This is a genomic window from Candidatus Thermoplasmatota archaeon (assembly GCA_035541015.1).
In the GTDB taxonomy this organism is placed as follows: Archaea; Thermoplasmatota; SW-10-69-26; order JACQPN01; family JAIVGT01; genus DATLFM01.
Genome location: DATLFM010000110.1, coordinates 18,156 through 39,998, shown reverse-complemented (window position 1 = coordinate 39,998; position 21,843 = coordinate 18,156). Strand labels below are relative to the sequence as shown.

26 protein-coding genes are annotated in these 21,843 nt (G+C 68.9%); 12 read left to right on the top strand and 14 right to left on the bottom strand.

The features are described 5' to 3' along the window. Nucleotides 1–3: 3 nt before the first annotated feature. The 5 genes from VM681_10945 to lipA are packed head-to-tail and all read right to left on the bottom strand — an operon-like array spanning nucleotide 4 to nucleotide 4,746. Nucleotides 4–1,425, bottom strand: coding sequence for a dihydrolipoamide acetyltransferase family protein (locus VM681_10945; protein ID HVL88502.1), 1,422 nt, complete (start codon nucleotides 1,423–1,425; stop codon nucleotides 4–6). 1 nt (nucleotide 1,426) lies between these two features. Continuing rightward, a complete protein-coding gene (locus VM681_10940) occupies nucleotides 1,427–1,729 on the bottom strand; it encodes a hypothetical protein (GenBank protein ID HVL88501.1) in 303 nt (100 codons plus the stop codon). Nucleotides 1,730–1,733: 4 nt separating this feature from the next. Next, the gene (locus VM681_10935) at nucleotides 1,734–2,711 is read right to left on the bottom strand and encodes an alpha-ketoacid dehydrogenase subunit beta (GenBank protein HVL88500.1); all 978 of its coding nucleotides are present in this window, start codon (nucleotides 2,709–2,711) and stop codon (nucleotides 1,734–1,736) included. Between the two features lie 2 nt (nucleotides 2,712–2,713). Beyond that, entirely contained in the window at nucleotides 2,714–3,793 is a 1,080-nt protein-coding gene (gene pdhA / locus VM681_10930; GenBank protein ID HVL88499.1) for a pyruvate dehydrogenase (acetyl-transferring) E1 component subunit alpha, read from the bottom strand. Continuing rightward, entirely contained in the window at nucleotides 3,790–4,746 is a 957-nt protein-coding gene (gene lipA / locus VM681_10925; protein HVL88498.1) for a lipoyl synthase, read from the bottom strand. Before lipA ends, pdhA begins: the two co-directional genes overlap by 4 nt. 99 nt (nucleotides 4,747–4,845) lie before the next feature. Here lipA and VM681_10920 point away from each other — a divergent pair, with 99 nt between their 5' ends. From VM681_10920 to VM681_10910, 3 genes are all read left to right on the top strand, one after another. Beyond that, a complete protein-coding gene (locus tag VM681_10920) occupies nucleotides 4,846–5,223 on the top strand; it encodes a hypothetical protein (protein HVL88497.1) in 378 nt (125 codons plus the stop codon). A 51-nt stretch (nucleotides 5,224–5,274) separates the two neighbouring features. Next, the gene (locus VM681_10915) at nucleotides 5,275–5,499 is read left to right on the top strand and encodes a hypothetical protein (GenBank protein HVL88496.1); all 225 of its coding nucleotides are present in this window, start codon (nucleotides 5,275–5,277) and stop codon (nucleotides 5,497–5,499) included. Between the two features lie 76 nt (nucleotides 5,500–5,575). Beyond that, nucleotides 5,576–5,878: a hypothetical protein gene (locus VM681_10910; GenBank protein ID HVL88495.1), complete on the top strand. Its 303-nt coding sequence runs from the start codon at nucleotides 5,576–5,578 to the stop codon at nucleotides 5,876–5,878. Nucleotides 5,879–5,885: 7 nt separating this feature from the next. Here the strand turns inward: VM681_10910 and VM681_10905 are convergent, their stop codons facing one another. The 3 genes from VM681_10905 to VM681_10895 all read right to left on the bottom strand — a co-directional run bounded on the left by VM681_10905 (nucleotide 5,886) and on the right by VM681_10895 (nucleotide 8,492). Beyond that, entirely contained in the window at nucleotides 5,886–7,085 is a 1,200-nt protein-coding gene (locus VM681_10905; protein ID HVL88494.1) for a hypothetical protein, read from the bottom strand. A 72-nt stretch (nucleotides 7,086–7,157) separates the two neighbouring features. Further along, nucleotides 7,158–7,724, bottom strand: a complete 567-nt coding sequence (locus VM681_10900) for a hypothetical protein (GenBank protein ID HVL88493.1) — start codon at nucleotides 7,722–7,724, stop codon at nucleotides 7,158–7,160. A gap of 261 nt (nucleotides 7,725–7,985) precedes the next feature. Next, the gene (locus tag VM681_10895; GenBank protein HVL88492.1) at nucleotides 7,986–8,492 is read right to left on the bottom strand and encodes a PUA domain-containing protein; all 507 of its coding nucleotides are present in this window, start codon (nucleotides 8,490–8,492) and stop codon (nucleotides 7,986–7,988) included. Nucleotides 8,493–8,554: 62 nt separating this feature from the next. Between VM681_10895 and VM681_10890 the strand changes: the two genes are divergently transcribed. Both VM681_10890 and VM681_10885 read left to right on the top strand, forming a co-directional pair. Beyond that, nucleotides 8,555–9,277, top strand: a complete 723-nt coding sequence (locus tag VM681_10890; protein HVL88491.1) for an A24 family peptidase C-terminal domain-containing protein — start codon at nucleotides 8,555–8,557, stop codon at nucleotides 9,275–9,277. Between the two features lie 81 nt (nucleotides 9,278–9,358). After that, complete coding sequence (locus tag VM681_10885) at nucleotides 9,359–9,682, top strand: DNA-directed RNA polymerase subunit K (GenBank protein HVL88490.1); 324 nt, start codon at nucleotides 9,359–9,361, stop codon at nucleotides 9,680–9,682. A gap of 6 nt (nucleotides 9,683–9,688) precedes the next feature. On the opposite strand, the gene VM681_10880 is transcribed toward VM681_10885, so the two are convergent. Further along, complete coding sequence (locus tag VM681_10880) at nucleotides 9,689–11,557, bottom strand: S16 family serine protease (GenBank protein HVL88489.1); 1,869 nt, start codon at nucleotides 11,555–11,557, stop codon at nucleotides 9,689–9,691. A gap of 229 nt (nucleotides 11,558–11,786) precedes the next feature. Between VM681_10880 and VM681_10875 the strand changes: the two genes are divergently transcribed. From VM681_10875 to VM681_10855, 5 genes are all read left to right on the top strand, one after another. Next, a complete protein-coding gene (locus VM681_10875; GenBank protein HVL88488.1) occupies nucleotides 11,787–13,274 on the top strand; it encodes an MBL fold metallo-hydrolase in 1,488 nt (495 codons plus the stop codon). A gap of 70 nt (nucleotides 13,275–13,344) precedes the next feature. Then, on the top strand, nucleotides 13,345–14,811 hold the full coding sequence (gene ligD / locus VM681_10870) for a non-homologous end-joining DNA ligase (protein ID HVL88487.1): 1,467 nt from the start codon (nucleotides 13,345–13,347) through the stop codon (nucleotides 14,809–14,811). Between the two features lie 75 nt (nucleotides 14,812–14,886). Continuing rightward, nucleotides 14,887–15,366 carry an SRPBCC family protein gene (locus VM681_10865; GenBank protein ID HVL88486.1) on the top strand — a complete coding sequence of 160 codons (480 nt, stop codon included), beginning with the start codon at nucleotides 14,887–14,889 and terminating at the stop codon, nucleotides 15,364–15,366. Between the two features lie 53 nt (nucleotides 15,367–15,419). After that, entirely contained in the window at nucleotides 15,420–15,704 is a 285-nt protein-coding gene (locus VM681_10860) for a hypothetical protein (protein ID HVL88485.1), read from the top strand. Between the two features lie 101 nt (nucleotides 15,705–15,805). After that, nucleotides 15,806–16,039 carry a hypothetical protein gene (locus tag VM681_10855; protein HVL88484.1) on the top strand — a complete coding sequence of 78 codons (234 nt, stop codon included), beginning with the start codon at nucleotides 15,806–15,808 and terminating at the stop codon, nucleotides 16,037–16,039. Between the two features lie 6 nt (nucleotides 16,040–16,045). Here VM681_10855 and VM681_10850 read toward each other — a convergent pair whose 3' ends face one another. After that, a complete protein-coding gene (locus tag VM681_10850; GenBank protein HVL88483.1) occupies nucleotides 16,046–16,213 on the bottom strand; it encodes a hypothetical protein in 168 nt (55 codons plus the stop codon). Between the two features lie 24 nt (nucleotides 16,214–16,237). Beyond that, nucleotides 16,238–16,957, bottom strand: a complete 720-nt coding sequence (locus tag VM681_10845) for an HRDC domain-containing protein (protein HVL88482.1) — start codon at nucleotides 16,955–16,957, stop codon at nucleotides 16,238–16,240. Nucleotides 16,958–17,019: 62 nt separating this feature from the next. Between VM681_10845 and VM681_10840 the strand changes: the two genes are divergently transcribed. Next, the gene (locus tag VM681_10840) at nucleotides 17,020–17,547 is read left to right on the top strand and encodes a gamma carbonic anhydrase family protein (GenBank protein HVL88481.1); all 528 of its coding nucleotides are present in this window, start codon (nucleotides 17,020–17,022) and stop codon (nucleotides 17,545–17,547) included. Nucleotides 17,548–17,903: 356 nt separating this feature from the next. Here the strand turns inward: VM681_10840 and VM681_10835 are convergent, their stop codons facing one another. Genes VM681_10835 through VM681_10825 form a run of 3 tightly spaced genes read right to left on the bottom strand, consistent with a single transcriptional unit; the run spans nucleotide 17,904 to nucleotide 19,554 of the window. Beyond that, complete coding sequence (locus tag VM681_10835) at nucleotides 17,904–18,125, bottom strand: hypothetical protein (protein HVL88480.1); 222 nt, start codon at nucleotides 18,123–18,125, stop codon at nucleotides 17,904–17,906. Then, nucleotides 18,122–19,375, bottom strand: a complete 1,254-nt coding sequence (locus VM681_10830) for a hypothetical protein (protein ID HVL88479.1) — start codon at nucleotides 19,373–19,375, stop codon at nucleotides 18,122–18,124. The genes VM681_10835 and VM681_10830 overlap by 4 nt, the downstream gene beginning before the upstream one ends. Continuing rightward, nucleotides 19,372–19,554, bottom strand: a complete 183-nt coding sequence (locus VM681_10825; protein ID HVL88478.1) for a hypothetical protein — start codon at nucleotides 19,552–19,554, stop codon at nucleotides 19,372–19,374. The genes VM681_10830 and VM681_10825 overlap by 4 nt, the downstream gene beginning before the upstream one ends. Nucleotides 19,555–19,710: 156 nt before the next feature. Here VM681_10825 and VM681_10820 point away from each other — a divergent pair, with 156 nt between their 5' ends. After that, the gene (locus VM681_10820) at nucleotides 19,711–21,831 is read left to right on the top strand and encodes a M14 family zinc carboxypeptidase (GenBank protein ID HVL88477.1); all 2,121 of its coding nucleotides are present in this window, start codon (nucleotides 19,711–19,713) and stop codon (nucleotides 21,829–21,831) included. The last annotated feature ends 12 nt before the right edge of the window (nucleotides 21,832–21,843 follow it).

Genomic DNA, 21,843 nt, shown 5'->3' with positions numbered 1-21,843 from the left:
TCGTCAAAGCCCTTCCAACAGCAGCAGATTCGGATGCTCCAAGTACCGGATCAGGGTGTGCGCAAACTCCGCGCCAATGGCTCCGTCCACGATCCGGTGGTCGAAGCTGAAGGAGAGGTTCATCATGTCCCGCACGACGATCGAGTGGCCGTCCTTTGCGACGACGGGGCGCTTCTCGATCTTGTGGACGCCCATGATGGCGACCTCCGGGTAGTTGATGACGGGGATCGCAAAGAGGCCGCCCATCTTGCCCAAGCTCGTCACGGTGAAGGTGCCGCCCTGGAGGTCCTCGAGCTTGCTCTTGCCGCTCTTGGCCGCCTCGGCCAGGCGCTCGACCTCGCGCGCGATGTCGAGGATGTGGAGGCGGTCGACGTTCTTCACGACGGGCACGATGAGGCCGTCGGGCGTCGCGGCGGCCACGCCGAGGTTGTAGTACTTCTTGAGGACGATCTCGCCCGTGGATTCGTCGAGGCTTGCGTTCACGAGCGGGTGCTTCTTCAGCGCGTGCGCCGCCGCCTTGAGGACGAACGGGAGGAACGTGAGCTTCACGCCCTTGTGCTCGGCGATCTCCTTGGCGTGATCCCGGAGCTTCACGAGGTCCGTCACGTCGACCTCCTCGACGTACGCGTAGTGCGCCGCGTGGCGCTTGCTCTCCGTCATCCGCTCGCTGATGCGCTTGCGCAAGCCCTTGAGCGGGATGCGCTCCTCCTGCCCGGGGCCCTTGGGGATCGAAGTGGGCGCGATCGTCACGGCGGGCGCGACGGCTCCCGCGCCCGGCGCGGTCGTCCGCGGCGCGGCGCGTGCGGCAGCCTCAACGTCGGCGCGCTCAACGCGCCCCGCCGGGCCGGTTCCGCGGACGGTCGCAAGGTCCACGCCAAGCTCGCGCGCCAATCGCCGCGTGGCGGGGGCGGCGAGCACGGGGCCGGCCGCGACGGAAACGGGCGTGGGCGCGGCGCCGCCGGCCTGCGTCTTGTTCCGCTGCGCGTGCGCAAGCCCGGCCTTGGGCTGGTAGGCGGCGGCGACGCCTTCGGGAAGCTCGAAGAGCGTTTTCTCCTTCTTCTCCTCCGCCTTGGGCGGGGCCGCCGTTGGCGCAGGCTCTGTGGCGCGTTGAGGCTGCGCGGTGGGCGCGCCGGCGGCCGACTCCCTGGCGGAACCTCCGGTTCCGCCGGGCCTCGCGGAGCCTTGCTCCGCTTCGGTGTCAATGACGACGATGACCTCGCCCACCTTCACCTGCTGGCCCTCCTTGGCGGCGAGCTTGGCGATGCGACCGGCGCGTGGACTTGTGATCTCGACGGTGGCCTTGTCGGTCATGACGTCGACGAGCGGCTGGTCGGCCTTCACGACGTCGCCTTCCTTGACCTTCCACGCGACGATCTCGCCCTCGTGGATGCCTTCGCCCACGTCGGGCAGCTTGAACTCGAACACGCTAGGCGCCTCCTTTGCGCTTTTCCATGGCGTCCTGGAGCCGCTTCAAGGCCTCGTGCCAGCGCGCTTCCAGCTCCTTGGTGCGGCGATCGAGCTCGGCCGCCGCTTCCTGGAGCGCCGCGGCGGCCTGCTTCTCCGCGTCGGCGCGTCGCGTGGAAGCTTCCTGCTTGGCGAGCTCCTGGATGTCCCGCAGGCGGCGCTCGATCTCGCGTTGGCTCTCCTGGGCGAACTGCACGGCGCGGCGGCGGATGTCCTCGAGCGCGCGTTCGGCTTCCTCGATCGCCTTTCGAACGTCGTTGGCCATGCGTTCACGTCCAGCTCATGACCTTCTCGATGGCGTGCAGCGTACGCGGCACGTCGGGAAGGTAGTAGTTCTCGAGCGTGTAGGGGAACGGCGTGTCGAACCCGGCGACGCGCGCGATGGGCGCGCGCAGGTGCTCGATGGCCTTCTCGGCGACGATCGCCGCGATCTCGCCGCCAAAGCCGCCCGTCTTCGGCGCCTCGTACACGGTGACGAGCCGCCCGGTCTTGCGCACCGAGTCGAGAAGGGTCTCCTCGTCCAGGGGCACAAGCGTGCGCATGTCGACGACCTCGCACGAGATCCCGCGCTCCTGCGCTTTCTCGGCGGCCTGCAGGCACACGTGGAGCATGGCGCCCCAGCCCACGAGCGTGACGTCGGCTCCCTCGCGCGCGACCTCGGCCTTTCCGATGGGCACGGTGTACGCTTCCTCGGGAACCTCGCCCTTGACCGCGCGGTAGATGCGCTTGGGCTCGAAGAACATGACGGGGTCGGGGTCGCGGATGGAGGCGATGAGGAGGCCCTTCGTGTCGTACGGGTTGCTCGGCACGACGACCTTGAGTCCCGGCGTGTGCGCGAAGTACGCCTCGCCCGACTGCGAATGGTAATGGCCACCCTTGATGCCGCCGCCGTACGGGGTGCGGATCGTGACGGGGCAGGGGTATTGGCCGCCGCTGCGGTAGCGGAACTTGGCAAGCTCGTTCACGATCTGGTCGAAGGCGGGGAAGATGAAGTCCTGGAACTGGATCTCCGGCACGGGCCTGAGCCCGTAGAGGGCCATGCCGATGGCCGCGCCCACGATGCCCGCCTCGGCAAGCGGCGTGTCGATCACGCGGTCCTCGCCAAACTCCTTCTGGAGCCCGTCCGTGGCGCGGAAGACGCCCCCGTTCACGCCCACGTCCTCGCCGAGCACGATGACGTTCTCGTCGAGCCGCATCTCCGTTCGAAGCGCCGACGTGACGGCCTGCACGATGGTCAATTCCGGCATTCCTAGGCCCCCTCCGGGTGCGCGTCCTGAAGCTCCTTGATCTGCTCGCCGTACTGCGGGATCCACTCCGCGTACGTGTCGTTGAAGATCTCCTCGAAGCGAGGCTTGCCCACCTTCTCGGCGTGCTGGAAAGCCTCCTCGAGGGCGTGTTTGGTCGCCTCGACGAACTCGCGTTCGCGCGCGTCGTCCCACAGGCCCTTTCGGCGAAGGTACGTTCCAAAGCGGACGATGGGATCTTTCTTCGCCCACCGGTCGAGCTCCTCCTTGGGGACGTAGCGGGCGGCGTCGTCGCTTGAGGAATGGCTGCTCATGCGGTAGGTGACGCATTCGATGAGCGTGGGTCCTTCGCCGCGCCGCGCGCGGTCGACGGCCTCCTTGGCCGCGCTGTAGACGGCGAGGATGTCGTTTCCGTCCACGCGGACGCCCGGCATGCCGTAGGCGAGAGCCTTCACGGCGATGGACTCGCTTGCCGTCTGCTTCTTGAGCGGCACCGAGATCGCCCACTGGTTGTTGTTGCACACGAAGACCGCGGGCGTCTTCCACACGGCCGCGAAGTTGAGGCCCACGTGGAAATCGCCCTCCGACGTCGAGCCGTCGCCGAAGGAGACCATGGCGACCTCCTTCTTGCCCAGGTACTTCATCGCGTACGCGGCGCCCGTGGCCTGCGGAATCTGCGTGGAAAGGGGGCTCGAGACGGAATTGTAGTTCTGCGCCCGGAAGGCGAAGTGGTTGGGCATTTGGCGGCCCTTGATGAGGTCCTCCGCGTTCCCGAACAGCTGGTTGAAGATGTCGCGAAAGGAGGCCCCCCGCAGGAGCGCGACGCCCACGTCGCGGTAGTGCGGAAAGTACCAGTCCGCGGGCTGGAGCGCGGCAGCGGCGCCCACGTGCACGGCCTCCTGGCCCTGCGCGCTGATGTAGAAACCGATGCGGCCTTGGCGCTGCAAAAGCATGCCGCGCTCGTCGAGGAGCCGCACTTGCACCATCGCCTTGTACATGGCGCGAAGCTCGTCGGCGCCCACCTTGGGCTCGCTTGCGGCCTCGTATTCTCCGTTCTCGCGCACGACTTGGCGCAATTGCATCATGCCTTGGCACCGGTCCGTTGCGAAAGGTAGCTCTTGAGGAAGTACTCGCCCGCGCGGTAGGAGCTCCGGACGAGGGGCCCGCTTGCGACGTACGCGAACCCGAGCGAGAGCCCGATCTCCTCGTACCGGCGGAACCGCTCGGGCGGAACGTAGCCGTCGACGGGCAAGTGCCACGCCGACGGGCGCAGGTATTGCCCGATCGTGAGCACGTCGACGCCCGCCTCGCGAAGGTCCCGCATGGCCGCGACGACTTCGTCGTCCGTCTCGCCCAGGCCCACCATGAGGCTCGACTTTGTCACCTGGCCGGGCCGGATCTCCTTCCCCATGCGCAGGACGGAAAGGCTCTGTCGATAGCCCGCGCGCGCGTCACGAACCGTGGGCGTCAGGCGCGCGACGGTCTCCACGTTGTGCGCAAGGACGTGGGGGCCCGCCTCGACGACCGTTTGCAGAAGGTCGCGGCGGCCCTGGAAATCCGGGATGAGCACTTCGACGAGGAGGCGAGGATCGCTCGCCCGAAGGCGGGCGATCGTCTCGGCCACGTGCGCGGCGCCCTGGTCGGGCAGGTCGTCGCGGTCCACGCTCGTGAGCACAACGTAGTCGAGGCCAAGGGCGGCGATCGAGGCCGCGACCTTGGACGGCTCGTCCGGGTCGAGCGGCGCCCCCACCTTGGCCGTCTTCACGGCGCAGAAGCGGCAGCCGCGCGTGCACGTGTCCCCCATGAGCATGAAGGTGGCCGTGCCCCCGCCCCAGCATTCGCCCACGTTCGGGCACTGGGCCTCCTCGCATACCGTGTGAAGGCCGTTCTCCCGCAGCAGCGACTTGATGCGAAGGTAGCTCTCGCCGCCGGGGGGCCGGACCCGAAGCCACGGGGGCTTGGGAGGGTGGTTGGAGCCGGCTAGCCGCGCGTTCGTGGCGATGAGGAATTCCCCCGGGGGCCTATTTAAGTCGGGCAATGGGGCGGCCGATGTTATAGGTTGCGGTGGACCGGAAGTCGGGAACTCGCTAGGAAGGAGTTGAAGGCCGCGCAAACCTCGTCGCGGCCCGGTGCAAACGTGCGACACGTCCTCGTGGGCCTTTCGAGCCTTGCCGCGATCGTCCTCCTCGCCTCGTCGGGCCACGCCGCGAACCTCTCGGCGCAGTCCCCTGTCCTCGACCCGCAACCGTGCCACTTCAGCGACCACTACGCGCTGTGCTTGCGCACGGACCACGACGGCCGCGGCGTCCAATGCGCCCAAGCCGTCGGTCAAGGCGCGGTCGTGGTATGCTCGGCCGGCAACGTCTTCGTCGCCGCGGGCGCCGGCCAGTACCCGGTCGGAACCCTCCTCGTCTGCCAGCAGTCGGTCGGCGGCGGCCCCACGGGCGCCGTGTGCCACCCCGGCCGGTGGCTGCGCGACCCGCCCGTTGGAATCGACCTTCGCCCCGTAGCCTAGACCGCTCCGGCGCCGGAACCTTTTCCTTCCCACGAGGCCTCACGGGGCCTCGTGGACCTTTTCATCTTCCGCTGCAAGGCCTGCGGCAAGGAAGCCCCCGAATACGAGTGGGGAAAGGCGCAAGGGGCGCAAGGCATGGGCCGCGGCGGCATCGTCGCCTTCCCCAAGCCCGTCTGCCCGCAGTGCCGCTCCACGAACGTCGACCTCAACTTCGACCTCCGCGACGCCCGCGCGGACGAAGAGGAGCGCGCGACGGGGTGGAGGAAGGCGACCTGAAGGAATCGCCCGCTTGAAATCCCGTAGGAAACCCGCTAAGTGCACGCGCGCCCGTGTCGCAAACGGTGGAAGAGAAATGCTTCGTGCGTGCGTGTGGTTGGGCTTTGTCGCGACGATCGGGCTTGTCGGAAACGCGAGCGCGCTCTACGGGTACGTCGACGTCGAAGAGCGTTCGCCCGCGGCCGATCACTTCGTCTGCTACGAGCAGGCGGGCACCGGCGGCGCCAAGGTCGACTGCTCCGTGGGCGCGGCCGGAAAGGGCTACAAGGTGGACGCGTTTGCAGGAAGCTCGGAATCGAAGCCGCCCGTCATGCGGTGCGGACAGGTCCGCGGCGGCGCCGTGATCGGCGGCGTGTTCTGCGCGCCGCCGCGGGTGTAAACCCGACTCAGCGAGACGGCAAGCACAGGGCGACGGCCGGAAGACAGATCGCGCTTTGGACGGCGGGCGCCGGCGCAGGAGCCGCGGTCGGCTCCCAAAGCGAGTAGTCGAACGGCGGCCAGCCGAAGAGCGCCGACGGGTCGATGTCGGCATGCCCCCACGTCGCAAACGCGAAGTCGATGAACGTCGCGCCGTGCGTGAGGCCGCTTGCCGTGCGTTCGAGGTGGAAAGACAGCGAGGATGCCTCCACCTCGCGCTCCTCCCAAAGGATGGCCGGCATGACCGAGTAACCGGCCACTTCGCCCGGCACCCAGTATAGCGATGGGGCGAACCCCTTTCGTTCCGCCCCATGGGGCGAAAACTCGTACGCGGCGTTCCACTCGGAGACGGCGGCAGGATCGATGACGATCCCGATCACGCTTGCCAGGCCGTCTTTCGCCGGCGCCGTCCCCGAGATGCGAAGCGTCGAACGAGGAACGAGCGGGTCCACGGAGGGAACGGTCTCCCTCGTTTCGGCCTCGATCGCGCCCGCGAGGTACTCGACAGCGTTTGATCCGTAGCTTCGGAAAAACGTCCCGGCGACGGCGTGGCTTCCTCGCGCGTCCGGCGCGACGGTCAGGCGCGGCCGCTCGGACACGCCTTCGACCGCCCCGTCGGGGATCCTGCCCTCACGGTCGATCTTCACGAGCCCCACGTCAAGCGTGGCCGGGACCGGCGCACCGAACATGAAAACGAATTCATAGGCCGGCGGCGACGAGGGGCAATCGCCGCTGCACCCGATCCAGATGTAAGTCAACATCGGATTGAATGGGTTGCTCGGCGACAGATCGATCGCGAAGAACGCGGCGTCCGGAGTGAAGCGGCTGTCCGGATTGTGCGTGGCGATAAGAAGTGCCCCTGAGGAGCCGGGCGGACCCGCCGCGCGAAGCCCGAAGCTTGCGATCGCACTGTTGTCGTGACCGGCACCACGCCAATCGACGTAGCTCCAGCGCTCCGGCGTCATCGCCAACCGAACCGCTTCCCACTCGTTCGGGCCGGGCGAGAGCTCGATGCGATGCTCGATTAGTTGCGATCGCAAGAGGCCCAGTTCGGAAAGAAGGGGAATCGCGGCGGCCGATTGGACCGCGTCTCCCTCGGGCTCCATGCTCGTGCAGCCGGCCAGCAAGGCGGCTGCCAGCACGGACGCGATTCTTGCCGGTTGCGTCATGGCCTCCCGCCGGGAAGCCGTTCTGCAAAGCCTTAACCTTTGGCCCAAAGGGGCCGAAAAGACGGCTCGGTTTCACCGCGCCAGCACGCCAAGGTCCACGAGCATGTCTCCGTTCCAGCCAAAGTCGCTTGCGCGCAGCTTGCGCGTGTCCATCCACGAAAGCTCGTGCCACCATCGCGGCGGCTTGGCGGGCGCATTTGCGTCGACGAGGTACACAAATGCGAGGTCCCAGTGCCTTTCGCCGGGGTACCACGTGCTTTGCGCCGACGCGCTCACGATCTCAAGCGCGGTCGCCTCGTACGAGCGCGCGCCCACCTGCGCACGCAGGACGCGCGCGAGCGCGTCGTCCGGATGCTCGTGTTCGCGAAGGTACGTGCACGGGACTTGCAGCGTCTCCGCGTACTCCTCGCGGTCCTCCTTCGCGTACGCTCGCACGTTGGGCAGCCACTCGCGCTCCCACCGCGGATGCGCAAGGTCGGGAAGCCCGGCGAGGAGGCGCGGTCCGCGGCGGGCCACCGCGAAGACCGAGATGCAGAAGCCTGCCGGCGGCGCGGAGAAGTACCGATCGGCGGGCCCGTACCGGGCGAATCGGGGGAAGTCCTTCGGGTACGCGGGCCGGGCCGCGCGTGCGCGAGGCATGCGGGAGGACCGCGGGGTGCAAGCTTGATTCCATCGGTCCGCGATCGCGCGGTTCGATGATGAGCGCCGATGTATACGTATGTATACAGACGTATACGTCTTCAGAGCTCGCCGTCTCGCATGTACGTGTAGAGGATCGGCGCGGCCACGCCAAGGGCGGCCATGACGAATCCTACGAACATGACGATGGGGGCCGTGTTGAAGCTGTCGAACATGTGACCGCGCGCGGAATCGCGAACGTGTACTTGAGATTTTCTTTCCCTAGCCTTCCCAGGACCAGATGCGGTCGCCCACCCAGTGGAACGTCCGCACGCGCTTGCCCGGTTGCTTCACGAGCTCGGGCCCCGGGAAAAGGGCTTCGCCCACGGCGAGCGGACGCCGGTTGCGCTCGTCGCGAATCCACACGAGGTCCCCCTTCCGGATCGCCAGGTCGGCTTCCACGATGCCGGGCCCCATGACGTCGGCCCCGTTTGTCACGAACTTCACGGCGCCCATGTCGACGGTGACGTAGGATCGCGTGGGCGTCTGGCGAAGCAGGAGGCGCAGGCTTGGCGCGATCGTCTCCGCCGCGCCCTCGGCTGCGGGCAGTACGAGGGCCACGATGTGCTGGCCCACCAGGAGGACGTCGTACTCGCTCGTCTCGGCGCGGTCGACGTGCTCGGTGGGCGACAGAAGCTGCGCCCCGAAACGGGTCTGGAGCGCCACCGCGAGCGTCTCGACGTCCTTGTCGCGCAGGCGGCGGCGGTTGCGCGGCTTGATCTCGGCCACGCGGGAGCAAGCGATGCGCTCTCGCAAAAAGCTTAGCACGGTTGAGGCATGCGGTTCTCGCCATGCTCGCGACCGACGCCGTCCGACTCTTTGCCGGCACGGCGATCCTGGCCTTTGCGACGTGGACGGATCTGCGTTGGCGCCGAGCGCCAAACGTGCTTTGGATCGTCATGGCAAGCGTGGGCGCGGTGCTGCTGACCGTGGATCTCGTGAGCGATCCCTCGCTCGTGTCGGCCGCTCCGTACCTCGCGTTTGCGCCGTTGTTTGCCGGCTTCATCCTCGTGTTGTACCGCCTGCATCTCATCGCCGGCGGCGCCGACGCGAAGGCGCTTGTCGCCGCGGCCGTGCTCGTTCCGTTTCCGCTTCACCTCTCGGGCTCGCTTCCGTTGCTGGAGAGCCCCACGCCCGCGTCCTTTGCGACGCTGGGGAACGCGTTGCTGGCCTTCCTTGCGCTTCCTCTCGTGTTCTTCGTTCGGAACCTCGCGCGGGGCGATCTTCGGTTCCCGCACGCGTTCCTTGGGTACCGGATGGAGGTGGACGCGGCCAAGCGCGCGCACGTGTGGCCCATGGAGGCCGTCGTCGACGGCAAGCTCGCGGCGGTGCGCATGCCCAGCCGGTTCGAGTGGGAGGACGAGGACTACGAGGCGCTGCGGCAGGCGGGCGTCGAACGGCCGTGGGTGACCCCGAAGGTGCCCTTCATGGTGCCGCTTCTGGCCGGCTTCGTGCTCGCGTTCTTCGTGGGCGACGTGCTCTTCTCGCTCCTGTTCCGCGCCTTGCGCGGATGAACGCAAGAGGCCGCTTCCCGACCGCAAAACTATATATCGGGGATCATGACTAGCCCCCCTCCGCGGGGTTGGATTCCTATCATGGCCGAAGCGATCCGGACGGGTTTTGACGCCTCGCAGTTCAATCGGTTCGAGCGCGCGCGCATCATCGGCGCGCGGTCGCTGCAGATCGCGCTTGGCGCGCCCGTGCTCCTGGACATGCCGCTTGTGGATCCGGTCCGCGTCGCCGACGCCGAGTTCGCGCGCGGCGTGATCCCCATCACGGTCGTCCGCGAGACGGCCACGCTCAAGGCGCCGCGCCGCCGCATCAAGGTCGCCCGCATCGGCGAGATCGGCGAGCCCGGCGAGATCACGCTTGGCGGCGCGCCTCCACCCGAGGGCGTCGACGACGAGGAAGAGACGTAGCGCGGGCTACCGTTTTCGCAGCACCACGAAGGGCAGCGCAAGCATCGTCGCCACGGCCGCGCCCATCGCAAACGCGCTCACGAGCTGCCGCACCGCCGCGCCGTCGGGGCCCGGCGGCACCGCGTGGCCCACGAAGTGCAGCTCCCGGGGGCCGCCCGCGTCGCGGACGACCGCGTGGTGCATCGCCGACGCCCGCGCGGTCGCGTAGAGGCCAAGCGCCGCCTGACGGCCCTCGTGCGTGGGCGGCTGGTCCCCCGCGAACTCGAAGAGCGAGAGCGCGAGCACCGGTTCGACGCCGCGCTCGCGCGCCTGCAGGATCGCAACGGCCGCGCGTTCGCGCGCGCGGGCGAGCTTGGCCTCCGGGACGTCCTCGAGGCCGGCGCGCTCGAGCGCAAGCCCCGCCTGCACGGCCGCATTCGAGGCCACGAAGATCGCCCCGGCCACGGCGCCCTCCTTGAGGTCGGCGCGCGCGCGGGCCAGAAGCTCGGCGGGCTCCGAGAGCGCGTCTCCGGGCCCGGGCTCGACGCGCAGGATCACGCGAGCGTACGCGAGCGTCTCGGTTGCCGTCGACAGGAGCTCCTCGGCGGCGCGGGAAAGCTCGTCGCGGGAGAGCGGCTGGCCGCCGCGAAGGTGCTGCGCAAGCTCGAGCCACCACAGCGCCGTGGACGTCCGCTCGACGGCCTGGGCCAGGAGGCGAAGCGCGTTGCCATGCTGGCCTTGCTCGCGGGCCGCCTGCGCGCGGCCGACAAGCGACCGCGCCTCGCTCGCGCGCTCCTGCGCGGCGCCCACGCCTCCCAGCTCCGAGAGCGTCGTGGGCTCGACGGCCCGCGCGCGATGGAAGGCCTCCTCGGCCTCGCGGCGGGCTGCCGTTTCGATGCGCGCAAGCGCTTCTTCGGGCGACGGATTGGAGGCGACCGCAACGAGGTGCTCGGCAAGTCGCGCCTCGATGGCGGCCTGGAAGGCGAGGCTTGCCGCCGTGTAGTAGCGATGGCCGCCGCTTGCGTTGCCCGCGCGGTCGAGGAGCCGCTCGGAGCGTCCGATCGCGTCCTGCGCCGCGGCGCGCTCGGGGGAGCCAAGCGAGGCGGCGGTGAGGTTCGCGCGGGCGCGCTCCAGGATGCCGCCGGCGCGCTCCAGGCGTCCTGCGGCCTCGGGCGCGAGCACCGAGACGAAGTCGCCAAAGCTCACGTTCTCGATGCGCCCGGGCCGCGAGAGCTCGTAGCCGGTGAAGTGGCGGAACGCGGTTTCCACCTCGCCCACGGGAATGCACGGGATGCCGATCTCCTGGCAGAAGTCGGCGGTGGCAAGGGTCCGGACCTCCTCGCCTGCGCTTCCCATGCGCAAGACCGTCACCGTGTCCTGGGCCTCCGGGTACAGGAACAGGCGCCCCCCGGCGTCGCGCGCGGCCTGGATCTTGGGCGCAAGCCCGCCGATGGGGCCCACGTCGCCCACGGGGCTTACGGTCCCCGTCATGAAGACGTCGTTGCGGACGGGCACGGACGCGAGCGAGGCCATGGCGGCGACGGCCAGGATCGCGCCGGCGGAGGGCCCGCCGACCATCGGGCTTGGGCTTCGAATGACGAGGAAGAAGTCCTTGTCGGCGACCGGGATGCCGGTGGCCGCGCCGGCCACGCGCACGGCCAGGCGGGCGGAGCCTTGCATGTCGATCTCGGCGAGGGGGTGGGTGGAGAGGAAGATCTCGCCGCTTCCGCGCCCGGTCGTCCGCGAGACGTCGACCGTCGCCACGCTTCCCACGAGGCCCTGCGGCGTCTCGGCGACGGCCACCGCGGCGACGCTCGTCGGAGGCGCAAGCTCGAGCGTGGCGGCGTGCGCCGGAAGCGCAAGCAGGAGCGGCAGCAGCAAGACGACCGGGCGCACGGTCGGCAATCCGGGCGATCCTTCTTGCGCCTTTCGGCGGGGGGCGCGAGTTCGTTCGATAAGGCATCGAACCATTCGAAGAAGCTTTCGTCGTGGCGCCCGCCCGTACCCTTATGGTGCAACCCATGCATGCGACCGGACGGGTGGAGGAGACCGCCACGTTGCGGCTTTGGCGATCCATGGAGCTTGTGGCCCGCACGGCGCCCGAGCTCAACGGAGGATTCGCGCTGTGAGCGCGCGGCTCACCTTCTACGGCGGCGTGGACGAGATCGGCGGGAACAAGATCCTGCTGGAGACCGGCCGCACCCGCGTGTTCCTCGACTTTGGGATGAGCTTTGGCGCTCGAAAGGACTTCTTCAGCGACTTTCTCCAGCCGCGGAAAGTGAACGGCCTTGGCGACCACTTCCGCTTGAACCTCCTGCCAAAGAATCTCCGGGGGGCCTACCGCGCCGATTACCTCCGGCACATGGGGGTTCAGGACGGCGAGCGGGCCTTGGATGGCGTGCTTGTCAGCCATGCCCACGTGGATCACATCGGCGATCTCCCCTTCCTGCGAGGCGACGTTCCCATCCTCGCGTCCAAGGGCAGCTTTGCCGTCATGGCCGCCCTGGAGGCGATCGGCGGAAACGAATACCTGCACTGGAAGGAGACGTTCCGCCTGGGGGCCAAACGCGACGGTGGCACAAAGAAGCTCAACGCCCAGGACATCGCTGCGCAGCCGCGCCCGACGATCGAATACGGCGCCAACGAGGCGCAGGTGGGCGACGTCAAGGCGCGGGGCGTCATCGAAGACCATTCGCTGCCCGGCGCGCGGGGCATCCTCGTCGAAGCCGCGAGCGCCCGGCTCGCCTATACGGGCGACTTCCGGTTCCACGGGCGGCACGGCGAGCGGTCGCGCGCGTTCGTCGAGCAGGCGAAGGCCTTTGAGCCCGACGTGCTCCTCATCGAAGGGACCCGGGCCGACGCGGAAGGCATCGATTCGGAGGCCGACGTGGCAGCGGCCCTTCGCGCCGAGATCGAGGCGACGCCGTCTCTTGTCGTGGCCGGATGGCCCGTGCGGGACACGGACCGCATGCTCAGCTTCTACGACGCCGCGCGCGCGGCCAATCGCAAGCTTTGCATCAGCACCAAGCAGGCCTACGTGTTGGAGAAGCTTCGAGCGGCAGGAGAGACGGAGCTGCCGTCGCTCCACGACGCCGGACTGCGCATCTACGTGCCGCGGCGCGGGTGGGGTCTCCTGGGGCGCGCGGGTGTCGATCGCGATCTTGGCCTTTCCGAGTACCGGGAATGGGAGCGTCCGTACGTCGAGCACTCGAATGCCATCTTCGCCCACGAGATCCACGACGAGCCCGATGCGTTCGTGGTGCGCGTGGACTTCTTCGAGCTCACGCAGCTCGTGGACCTCGACCCTCCGCCCGGCTCCCGCTACGTCCATTCCCTCACCGAGCCGTTTGACGACGAGGGCCGGTTGGACCACGCGCGCGTGGAGAACTGGCTTCGGCACTTTGGCCTCTTCCCGTACGTCCATGCGCACGCCTCCGGGCACGCGGCCGGACCCGAGCTTTGGGAGGCCATCCGCGAAATCGCCCCGCGGACGGTCGTGCCCGTCCACACGGAGCGCCACGATCTGTTCGAGAAGAACCTGGAACCCCTGGGCATCCGCGTGGCGCGGCCGCAAAACGCCATGCTTCCGGGCTCGCGGCCGCTGGAATTCTAGCCGCCCGCCCGTCGCGGTCCCGGCCCCTGTCCCACGACCCTCAACGTCCGCTGCGATCGAGGCGCTTGCCATGGCGGCGCCCGCTCGCGAACGCCAAGCCGACGATCCTCTGGGGCCGTACCGGGCGATGCGCGAGTTCCGCAAGACGCCCGAGCCCGCCGGCGCCCGGGCGAAGGGCAGGCGCGCGGACGGTCGGCCGGCGTTTGTGATCCAGGAGCATCACGCGCGAAGCCTCCACTGGGACCTCCGGCTCGAGCGCGATGGCGTCCTCGTGTCGTGGGCCGTGCCCAAGGGGATTCCCCTCGACAAGGAGCGGAACAACCTCGCCGTGCAGACCGAAGATCACCCGATGCAGTACCGCACGTTCGAGGGGACGATCCCCGAAGGCCAGTACGGCGCGGGGCCCGTCACCATCTGGGACGAGGGCACGTACGAGCCGGTCGCCTGGGAGAAGGACAAGGTGAAGTTCGTCCTGCACGGCCGACGCGTCTCCGGACGATACGTGCTCTTCCGGACGCGCGGCAAGAACTGGATGATCCACCGCATGGACCCGCCGGCAAAGCCGCGGGCCGATCCCATGCCCGAGCGCGTCGTTCCCATGATGGCCAAGCTCTCCGGCCTGCCCAAGGACGACCCCGCGTGGGGATACGAGATCAAATGGGACGGCGTGCGGGCCGTCGCGTTCGTGCAGGGCGGTCGCGTGCGACTCCAAAGCCGGAACCTGCTCGACGTGACCGCGCAGTATCCGGAGATCGCCGGTCTCGGGCCGGCGCTTGGCTCGCGGGAAGCCGTCCTGGACGGCGAGATCGTGGCCTTCGACGAAAAAGGGACTCCAAGCTTCCAGCGCCTGCAGCCTCGCATGGGCCTCCAGAGCGAGGCCGCCGTGCGGCGCATGCAGCGGGCGGTGCCCGTAACGTACGTCCTGTTCGACGTCCTCTACCTCGAAGGAGAAAGCCTCCTCGCGCGTCCGTACGACAAGCGGCGCCGCATCCTCGAAGCGCTGGGCCTCGAAGGCCCGCACTGGCAGACGCCCTCCTACCATCGCGGCGACGGCGCCGCGTTGCTAGCGGCCACGCGCGCGAAGGGACTCGAAGGCATCATGGCCAAACGACTGGACTCGCCCTACGAGCCGGGGCTTCGCAGCGGCGCCTGGCGCAAGATCAAGAACGCGATGCGCCAGGAGGTCGTGATCGGCGGCTTCACCCGCGGCGAAGGCGCCCGCCTTGGCCGAATCGGGGCGCTGCTCGTGGGCGTTTACGAGGAAGGTCCCGGCGGCGAGCCGAGGCTCCGGTACGCCGGAAAGGTCGGCACCGGCTTCACGGACGCCGAGCTCGATCGCCTGGACGGAAAGCTCGCCCCGCTTGTCCGCAGCACGAGCCCGTTCGTGGGCGGGCCCCCACGCGGGGCGTTCGTCGATCCGCGCCTGGTCGCCGAGGTCGCTTTCACGGAGTGGACGCGCGAGGGAACGCTCCGCCAGCCGTCCTACAAGGGCCTGCGTTTCGACAAGGATCCGACGCAGGTGGTGCGGGAGGGATGAGCCTCGGAAGCGGCCGCGCCGGAACCGTCCCTGAATCCCTTTCCCGTCGGGGGCCGTACCCCTGCCGGTGATCGCTTGCCGACGCAAACCGCCTCCACGATCGTGAACGCCTCTGTCGCGAGGGCTTGGGACATGTGGGCGCATTTCGAGGACTTCCCCCGGTTCCTGCGCCACGTGAAGGAGGTCCAGGAGCTCGGCGACGGGCGCAGCCGCTGGGTCGTGGACATGATGGGCCGCCAGGAATGGACGGCCGTCAACGAGGACTGGATCGAGCAGCGGCAGATCGGTTGGCGGACGACCGAGGGCGACGTGACGCACAGCGGCCGCGTGACCTTCGAGGCGCTTGGCCCCGGCCGGACGCGCATCCAGGTCCGAATCGACTACGACCCGCCCGGCGGCCTGCTGGGCGACCTCGGGGACTTCCTTGGCGCGGGCAAGGCGTTCGAGCGGGCTCTCCAGCAGGACCTCGACGACTTCGCGCGGATGGTCAACGAAGCGCGCCCGGAGGAGCTCGAGCACGCCGGGGAACGATACTTGTTCCACGCGCGCGGGTAGCACCGGCGAGCGTACCCAAACCCTGATTGGCCGCCGCCGGACGATCCCCGGTCATGTACGGCACCCGAATGGCGACGTGGGTACTGGGGCTTGTGCTCGTGATCTTGGCGATCGCCCTGCTGTTCTTTACGACGGGGCTCGACCGCTTCGTTCCGGTCTCGGTGGCGGCCGCCGCGCTGCTTCTCATCGTGGGCGTGGCGGTCATGGCCATGGCCGATCGAGTCGGCGCCTATCCGACCGACCGCACGTACGTCGACGAACGCTACGTCGAGCGGCCGACGTACATCGAGCGCCCGCCGCGGCGCTTCGAGGAGCGCCGCGTCCGCGAGGAGCCCTGAAGTCCTGCCGGACGGGCGTCTGTGGCCGCGGCCGGACGCCCGCCGCTCCACCGATTTCTGACCCCTAACGTTCTTCCGTCCGGGCGGCCCGAGCGCTACCCATGGACGGAGCAAGGCTGGTTGTTTACCTCGTGGGCTTGGGCTTGGTCATCCTGGCCGCATGGATGCTGTTCTTCATGACGGGCCTCGAACGGTGGATTCCGTACACGATCGCCATCGTGGCGCTCGTGCTCATCATCGGAGTGGCGATCATGAGCGCCGCCGGGCGCATCCCGCCCGACGACACGAGGGTCGTCGAGGAGCGGCGGTACGGGCCGCGCGAGCCGCGGCCCTAGGCGCCGTCAGCCGTGGTAACGTCGCGGGTTCCCAAGAAACGCATCCCGGCACGCCGCGCTGTCAAAGAAGTGGGCGTGCCCGGGGTGCTCCTCGACGAAGGCGCCAAGCGCGCGCGCCTCCTCGGGCGTGCCGAGGTCGCTTCGGCAAACGGGGCACCGCACGGGTTCCGGCACGGGCCCCCAAAGCGCCCTTCGGGCTCATGAGGACTTGGCCTCCCGAAGAAGCGCCGGGACGAGGTAGCAGGCCGCAAGCGAGCACACCGGGAAGGCTTGCCGCAGGTCCTCGGGGGTTGCGCCCGGATGGGCCTCCAGGTGCGCGGAAATCCACTCGATCTCCGCGGGCGCGCACAATCGCTGTGCCACGTCCGGGACGCCCCGCTCGACGAGGCGGGCGATGCGCGCGAGCAGGGATTCGATCGGGAGGCCGTGCGTCCGGGCGAGATCGTGGAGCGGCTTTTCCATTTCCCGCAGATCCACCACGAGCGCCTCCTCCTCGGTCGTGAGCCCTTCGGGCATGGGGCCTCGCGCAAGCGCGGGCCGCGTATCGGCCTTGCCGGCGTGCAGCTCGGCGAAGTACCGCGCGAGGACGAAGCCGTAGTCCCGGTCCTTGGCCGGTCCGATGCCGGGGACCGTGCGCAACGCCTCCCTGCGCTCCGGCTGGGCGCCGGCCAGGCATGCAAGCGTCCGGTTGGGGATCACCATGAACGGGTCGGTTCGCTGGATGCGGGCCTGGCGCGAGCGCCAGGTGCGGAGCGTCTCGGCGACGACCTTGGCGTTGTCGGGCGCCTGCGGGTGGATCTCGAGGAGCACGACCTCCCCGTTGCAGGCAGGGCAGGCCTTGGGCTGCGGCGAGACCGAAAGGCAGGCGACGCACCACGGTTGGGCTTCGGCGGGGCGCTCGGGCGCGGCGGCGGTCATGCCCGAAAGCCAGCCGCGCGTGGAGGATAAAGGCTTTCCCGAGGTCGCGGCATGGCGGCAGCATGATCTGGTTGGCACCGTCGGCCGTCGTCACGGGCGACGTCACCATCGGCGACGAAACCTCCGTCTGGCACCACGCGACCCTGCGGGGCGACACGGAGGCCATCGTGATCGGTCGTCAGACGAACATCCAGGACAACGTCGTCGTCCACGTGGACGAGGGCGCGCCCTGCCGCATCGGCAACCGCGTAGTGGTGGGCCACGGAGCCATCGTGCACGGGTGCACGGTGGACGACGAGGTGACCATCGGCATGGGCGCGATCATCACAACGGGCGCGCACATCGGCGAGCAGTCGTTCATCGGCGCCGGCGCGGTCGTCTCGGAGGGGACGAAGATCCCGCCGCGCAGCATCGCCTTGGGCGTGCCGGCGAAGGTGCACCATCTCCTGCAGCCGCACCACCTCGAGCGCATCCGCCACGGCTGGCGGAATTACCTCGAGCTCGCGGAAGCGCAGTTGCCGAAGTTTCCTCCCCTGCAGGGGGATGCGGCAAAGCGCGTGCGCACGAGCGCGCAGCGGGCGCCCCGTTGAGTCAGCGACCGCTGGCGGCGGCGGCTTCCCGCTCGAGCTCCCGCACGATGGGAACAAGCGATGGATCGATGTCGTCGGCGCGCCGAAGCGTTTCGAGCTTGGAGACGCCGTGAGGCTGCGAAGCTCGCGCGAAACCGCCTTGGCCACCGAGTCCGGGTCGTCTCCCTGCACGAGGACGAGGAACTCGCAGTTGCGGAACTTCGGCTGGAGCTTGCGGCGGGCGACGACGGACGGAAGCTTGGGAAGCGACTCCCACACGTCGTCCTCCCGTCCCGGGAGCGCGTCGACGAGAACGGGCACGCGCAAGGGCATGGGGCGGCCGACCGGCGGGGGGAGAGAAAAAGGTTCCGATGCGTTCAGGTCCCAACCGCGGCGCCTGCGCTTGCGGCATCGGTGAACAGGACGAGCGAGACGCTGCCGGAAGCGAGCACGTGGAAGCCGTTCACATAGAGCATGACGCTTGCCATGCGGTTCAAGCGCCGCTGCGGGGCCGTGAAGTAGAGGATGGCGGCCGAGGCCACAAACAAGGCGGCGCCCAAGAGTCCCGGGATCGCCCACGGGTTCCACAAGAGGCTCACGCCACCGCCTTCTCATGCGTTGCGCCCGATCGGGCTTCCTCCACCTCGTGGCGGAGCGTGAGCGCCCGGTGCGCGTCGATGCCAAGCTCGCGCGCGAGCATCGCAAGGGAAAGCTCCTCCTCGCGCGTGATCCCGCCTCGCAGCGCAAGGCGCACCGCGCGACGGTAGGCCTCCTCGCGCGAGGGCCGCGGATCGGCGGCTCCGATCGGCACGGCCGCCTGCGCGACCCGATCCGCAAATTGCATGAGCGGCGCGATCGCGAAGACGAGGAGCCCCGCCGCCAGGATGCCGAAGTATTCGTTGCCCTCCTCGCGAAAGAGAACCTGCGCGGCCTCGCTCACGAGGAAAAAGACGGTGATGAAGATGGCCGCCGCTGTGGTCTTGCCAAGCCCCCAACGAAGCGTGACGTCGATGCCAAGGAGCTGATGGCGCAGGATGGCGTAGGCCAGAAGCGCCACCGTTGCCATTCGCGCGACGCCGGCCGCGCCCACGAGATTGAAGGAGGCCGAGACAAGTCCGAGAAGCGCCACGACGAGAAGAAACCAAGCGACGTTTCGGGCCGCCGCCGGCCGGGCGGCAACGGCTGCATTCCAAAGCCACATGCCCGCAAGCAGCAAGAGGATGCCAAATCCCGCAGCTGCGAGCATCGGGTCCGTGGGCGCAGTCTCGACCGTCGTGATCTGCCGCAGGGAGGAACCAAGCGCAAAGGCCGGCAGGATACCGATCCCGGCGCTTGCCAGGGCGAACTGACTTGCGATTCGCGGATCCGACGCGTACCGCGGGAAGCGGAGCCCGAGGAACAGCAGGAACGCAAGCCCGGCGCCGTGGCTGATCCCAAGCGCGACGATGCCCAGGACAAACGGAAGACCGTGCAGGGCGGGGTCCAGCGAAGGAAGCGCAACAAGGGGCACGCGCACGGCCGCGGCGGCGCCCACGGCGGCGGCTGGGACAGCAAGTTTCCACTCGCCGACGGCCAACGGCACGGGGAACAAGCGGCCCAGGAACGCAAGCGCAACCGCTGCCGCGGTGAACAGCAGCGCGGCGAGCATGGCTGCATGGGCCATCACCGGATCGTCGGGCGTGAACAGGTTGACCGGCACGAACCCGCCGCCAAAGGCCATGGCAAAGGCCGCGAAGGCCACGTTCTCCCGACGGCGCGGCCGGACCCGGAGGACCGCAAGGCCCAGCCCGACCATGAGAAGGGCCCCCGCGACGCTTGCAAGCGCGCCCGCGCCAAGGTTGAGGCTCACGGCGTCGCCTCCGGCGCCCCAGGCTCGTCACGCTTCACCTCGCGGCGCATCTCCATGTTCCGGCGGGCGCCGGTGCCAAGCCGCTTGGCACGCCCCGTGAGCGCAAGATGCGAGGCCGCGAGGAGGCCGCTTGCCACGTTGAGCGTCTCGGGCGACAAGACGTCGAAGACGGGCAGCACGCCGCGCCACGCGCGCACGTCGGCTTAAACCTGCTCCGAGGCATGCACGGACGGGCCCGGTGCGTCTTGGGGGCGGCCGCGCAAGCGTTGGGCGAGGCGCTCTTGACCAACAGGCCCACCACAAACCTGAAATAGCATCGTCCAGAGTCGGCGGACTTGAGGCTTCTCATGAGGCGCGTCCTTGCCCTCGCCGTATCGGCCGCGATCGCCCTGTCGATGGTGCCGCTCTCCCAGGCGGGGCCGCTTCCAAGCGCAAGCGCAAGCTCGCGCGTCTTCCCGGAGCCGCTTGAGACGACCGACTTCGTGGGCATCCGCGAGTTCTACGCCGGAATCGACAAGCTTGCCAAGGCCCACCCCGACGTTCTGGTCGTCAGGGAGGTCGGCAGCAGCTTTGGCATCCCGACGGCCACGGGTGGTCGCGCGCAATATCCCATCGTCGCGGTCGAGGTTACAAACGACAAGAGCGCGACGCCGCGCGACGAGAAGCCCGTCCTCATCTTCCAGCTCTCGATCCACGGCAACGAGAAGGGCGGACGCGAGGGCGGCATGCGCGTGATCGAGGATCTCGCGGCCGGCCACTACTACGACGAGGCCTTCCGCGCGGCGATCCTCGATCAGTTCCTGCTCGTCTTCACGTTCCCGAACGTGGACGGGTGGGCGCACGAGGAGCTCGAGCACCGCCTGGGCGACCCCGTCAACACGGGCTACACGCGCGGCAACGGCAACGGCCGCGACTTGAACCGCGACTTCCCCTCGATGGGGTGGTACCAATCGGGAGGCGGCCGCGGCCCGGCCCTCTCCGAGCCGGAGATCGCAGGCCTTGCGCCCTACTACCTCCAGTTCAAGGGCCGCGCGATGTACGCGACGGACATCCACGGCATGCTGCACCCGGCCGACAGCGGGATCCTGTTCGCCGGGTACGGAAAGCCCATCCAATGCCTGCCGCGCACGTCGCCGTTCTTGGGCGGCACGTGCCTTCGCGAGGGCCACTTCGTCCTCTCGCTTATCCCCTCGGCGCAGGAGACGCCCACGGGCCACCTCCGCAACGTCCGCCTTGCCGAGAACGTGAAGGAACGGCTAAACGCGATGGCAAGCGAGCGCTACCCGTGGTTCTCGTCGCTTCCCAACGTGGGCCTGGCCGGCGGCAACTTCAACGAGTACGGCACGACCTGGGACACGATCGGCTACACGGACTCGGGAACGACGGGCGAGTTCTTCGCGCAGTTCGTCGAGGCCGAGGGCTTCGACTTCGAGCTTGCGTACAACCACATCACGTTCGACGACAACTACGTCGCCATCCTGAACGACATGCACGTACACACGGTGCGCGAGATCGTGCGCTCCTACGTGGAGACGGCGCAGCAGAAAATCTTCGCGCTCGTGCAGGCAAACGGGCACAAGCTCGCCTACCTCGTCGACCCGCTTGCCACGGACGTGGGCGCGGCCCCCGAGGGGCTCGCGGACTCGGCCGCCGTCTTCGAACGCAAGGTCCGCGCGGATCTCAACGAGTTCTGGGCCGACATGGCAAACGTGGTCGACGGCCCGGTCGCGGGTCTCTCGGCAACCGACGTCGCCGCCGGCCGCCTATCGGACTTCGACCGCTTTGCCGTCGGCGGCCGCGCCGCAGAATCGCTCCTTTCCAACGCCGCCGCCGTCTCTGCGATGAAGGCGTGGGTCGAGGCCGGCGGGCGCCTTGTCGTGACGGACGGCGCGCTCGCGCTTGCGCACGCGTTGGGTGCCGTCGCCGCCGACGAGGTCAAGGAAACCACAGGCTACCTCGGCTATGCGAACATCGTTGGCGACCACGCTCTTGCAAAGGGCGTGCGCGGGCTGGCCCGCGAGCTCTACAGCGGCATCACAATCGGCTACGACCTTCGCGGCTCGGCGCCCATCTGGACGATCGCCGCCACGGCCGTCGAATCGGCCGGCGGCGCCGTGGCCGGAACCTCGGGCTCCACAAGCGCCGCGAGCCTCGGAACGCTTCCTCTTGGCAAGGGCGAGATCGTCTTCCTCGGCGCCCTCTTGGCTCCGCCTACGACAGAGCACGATCCACCCTACGGCCTTGCAAGCTACGCCGTAACCGCCACGGGCTACCAGGTGCTCTACAACGCGCTTGGCTTCACGCTTGTCGAAAGCCAGGAGCCGCGCGGGCTCCTCGACGGCGTGCTCAACCCGACCGGAGGCGAGGAGCCGGCCAGCGTGCCGGGGTTGGAGCCGGTAATCCTGCTTGCCGCAGTTGGCGCCTTGGCGGTTGCGGCGCGCCGGCGTCGCACCTAGGGCTTCCGAGCG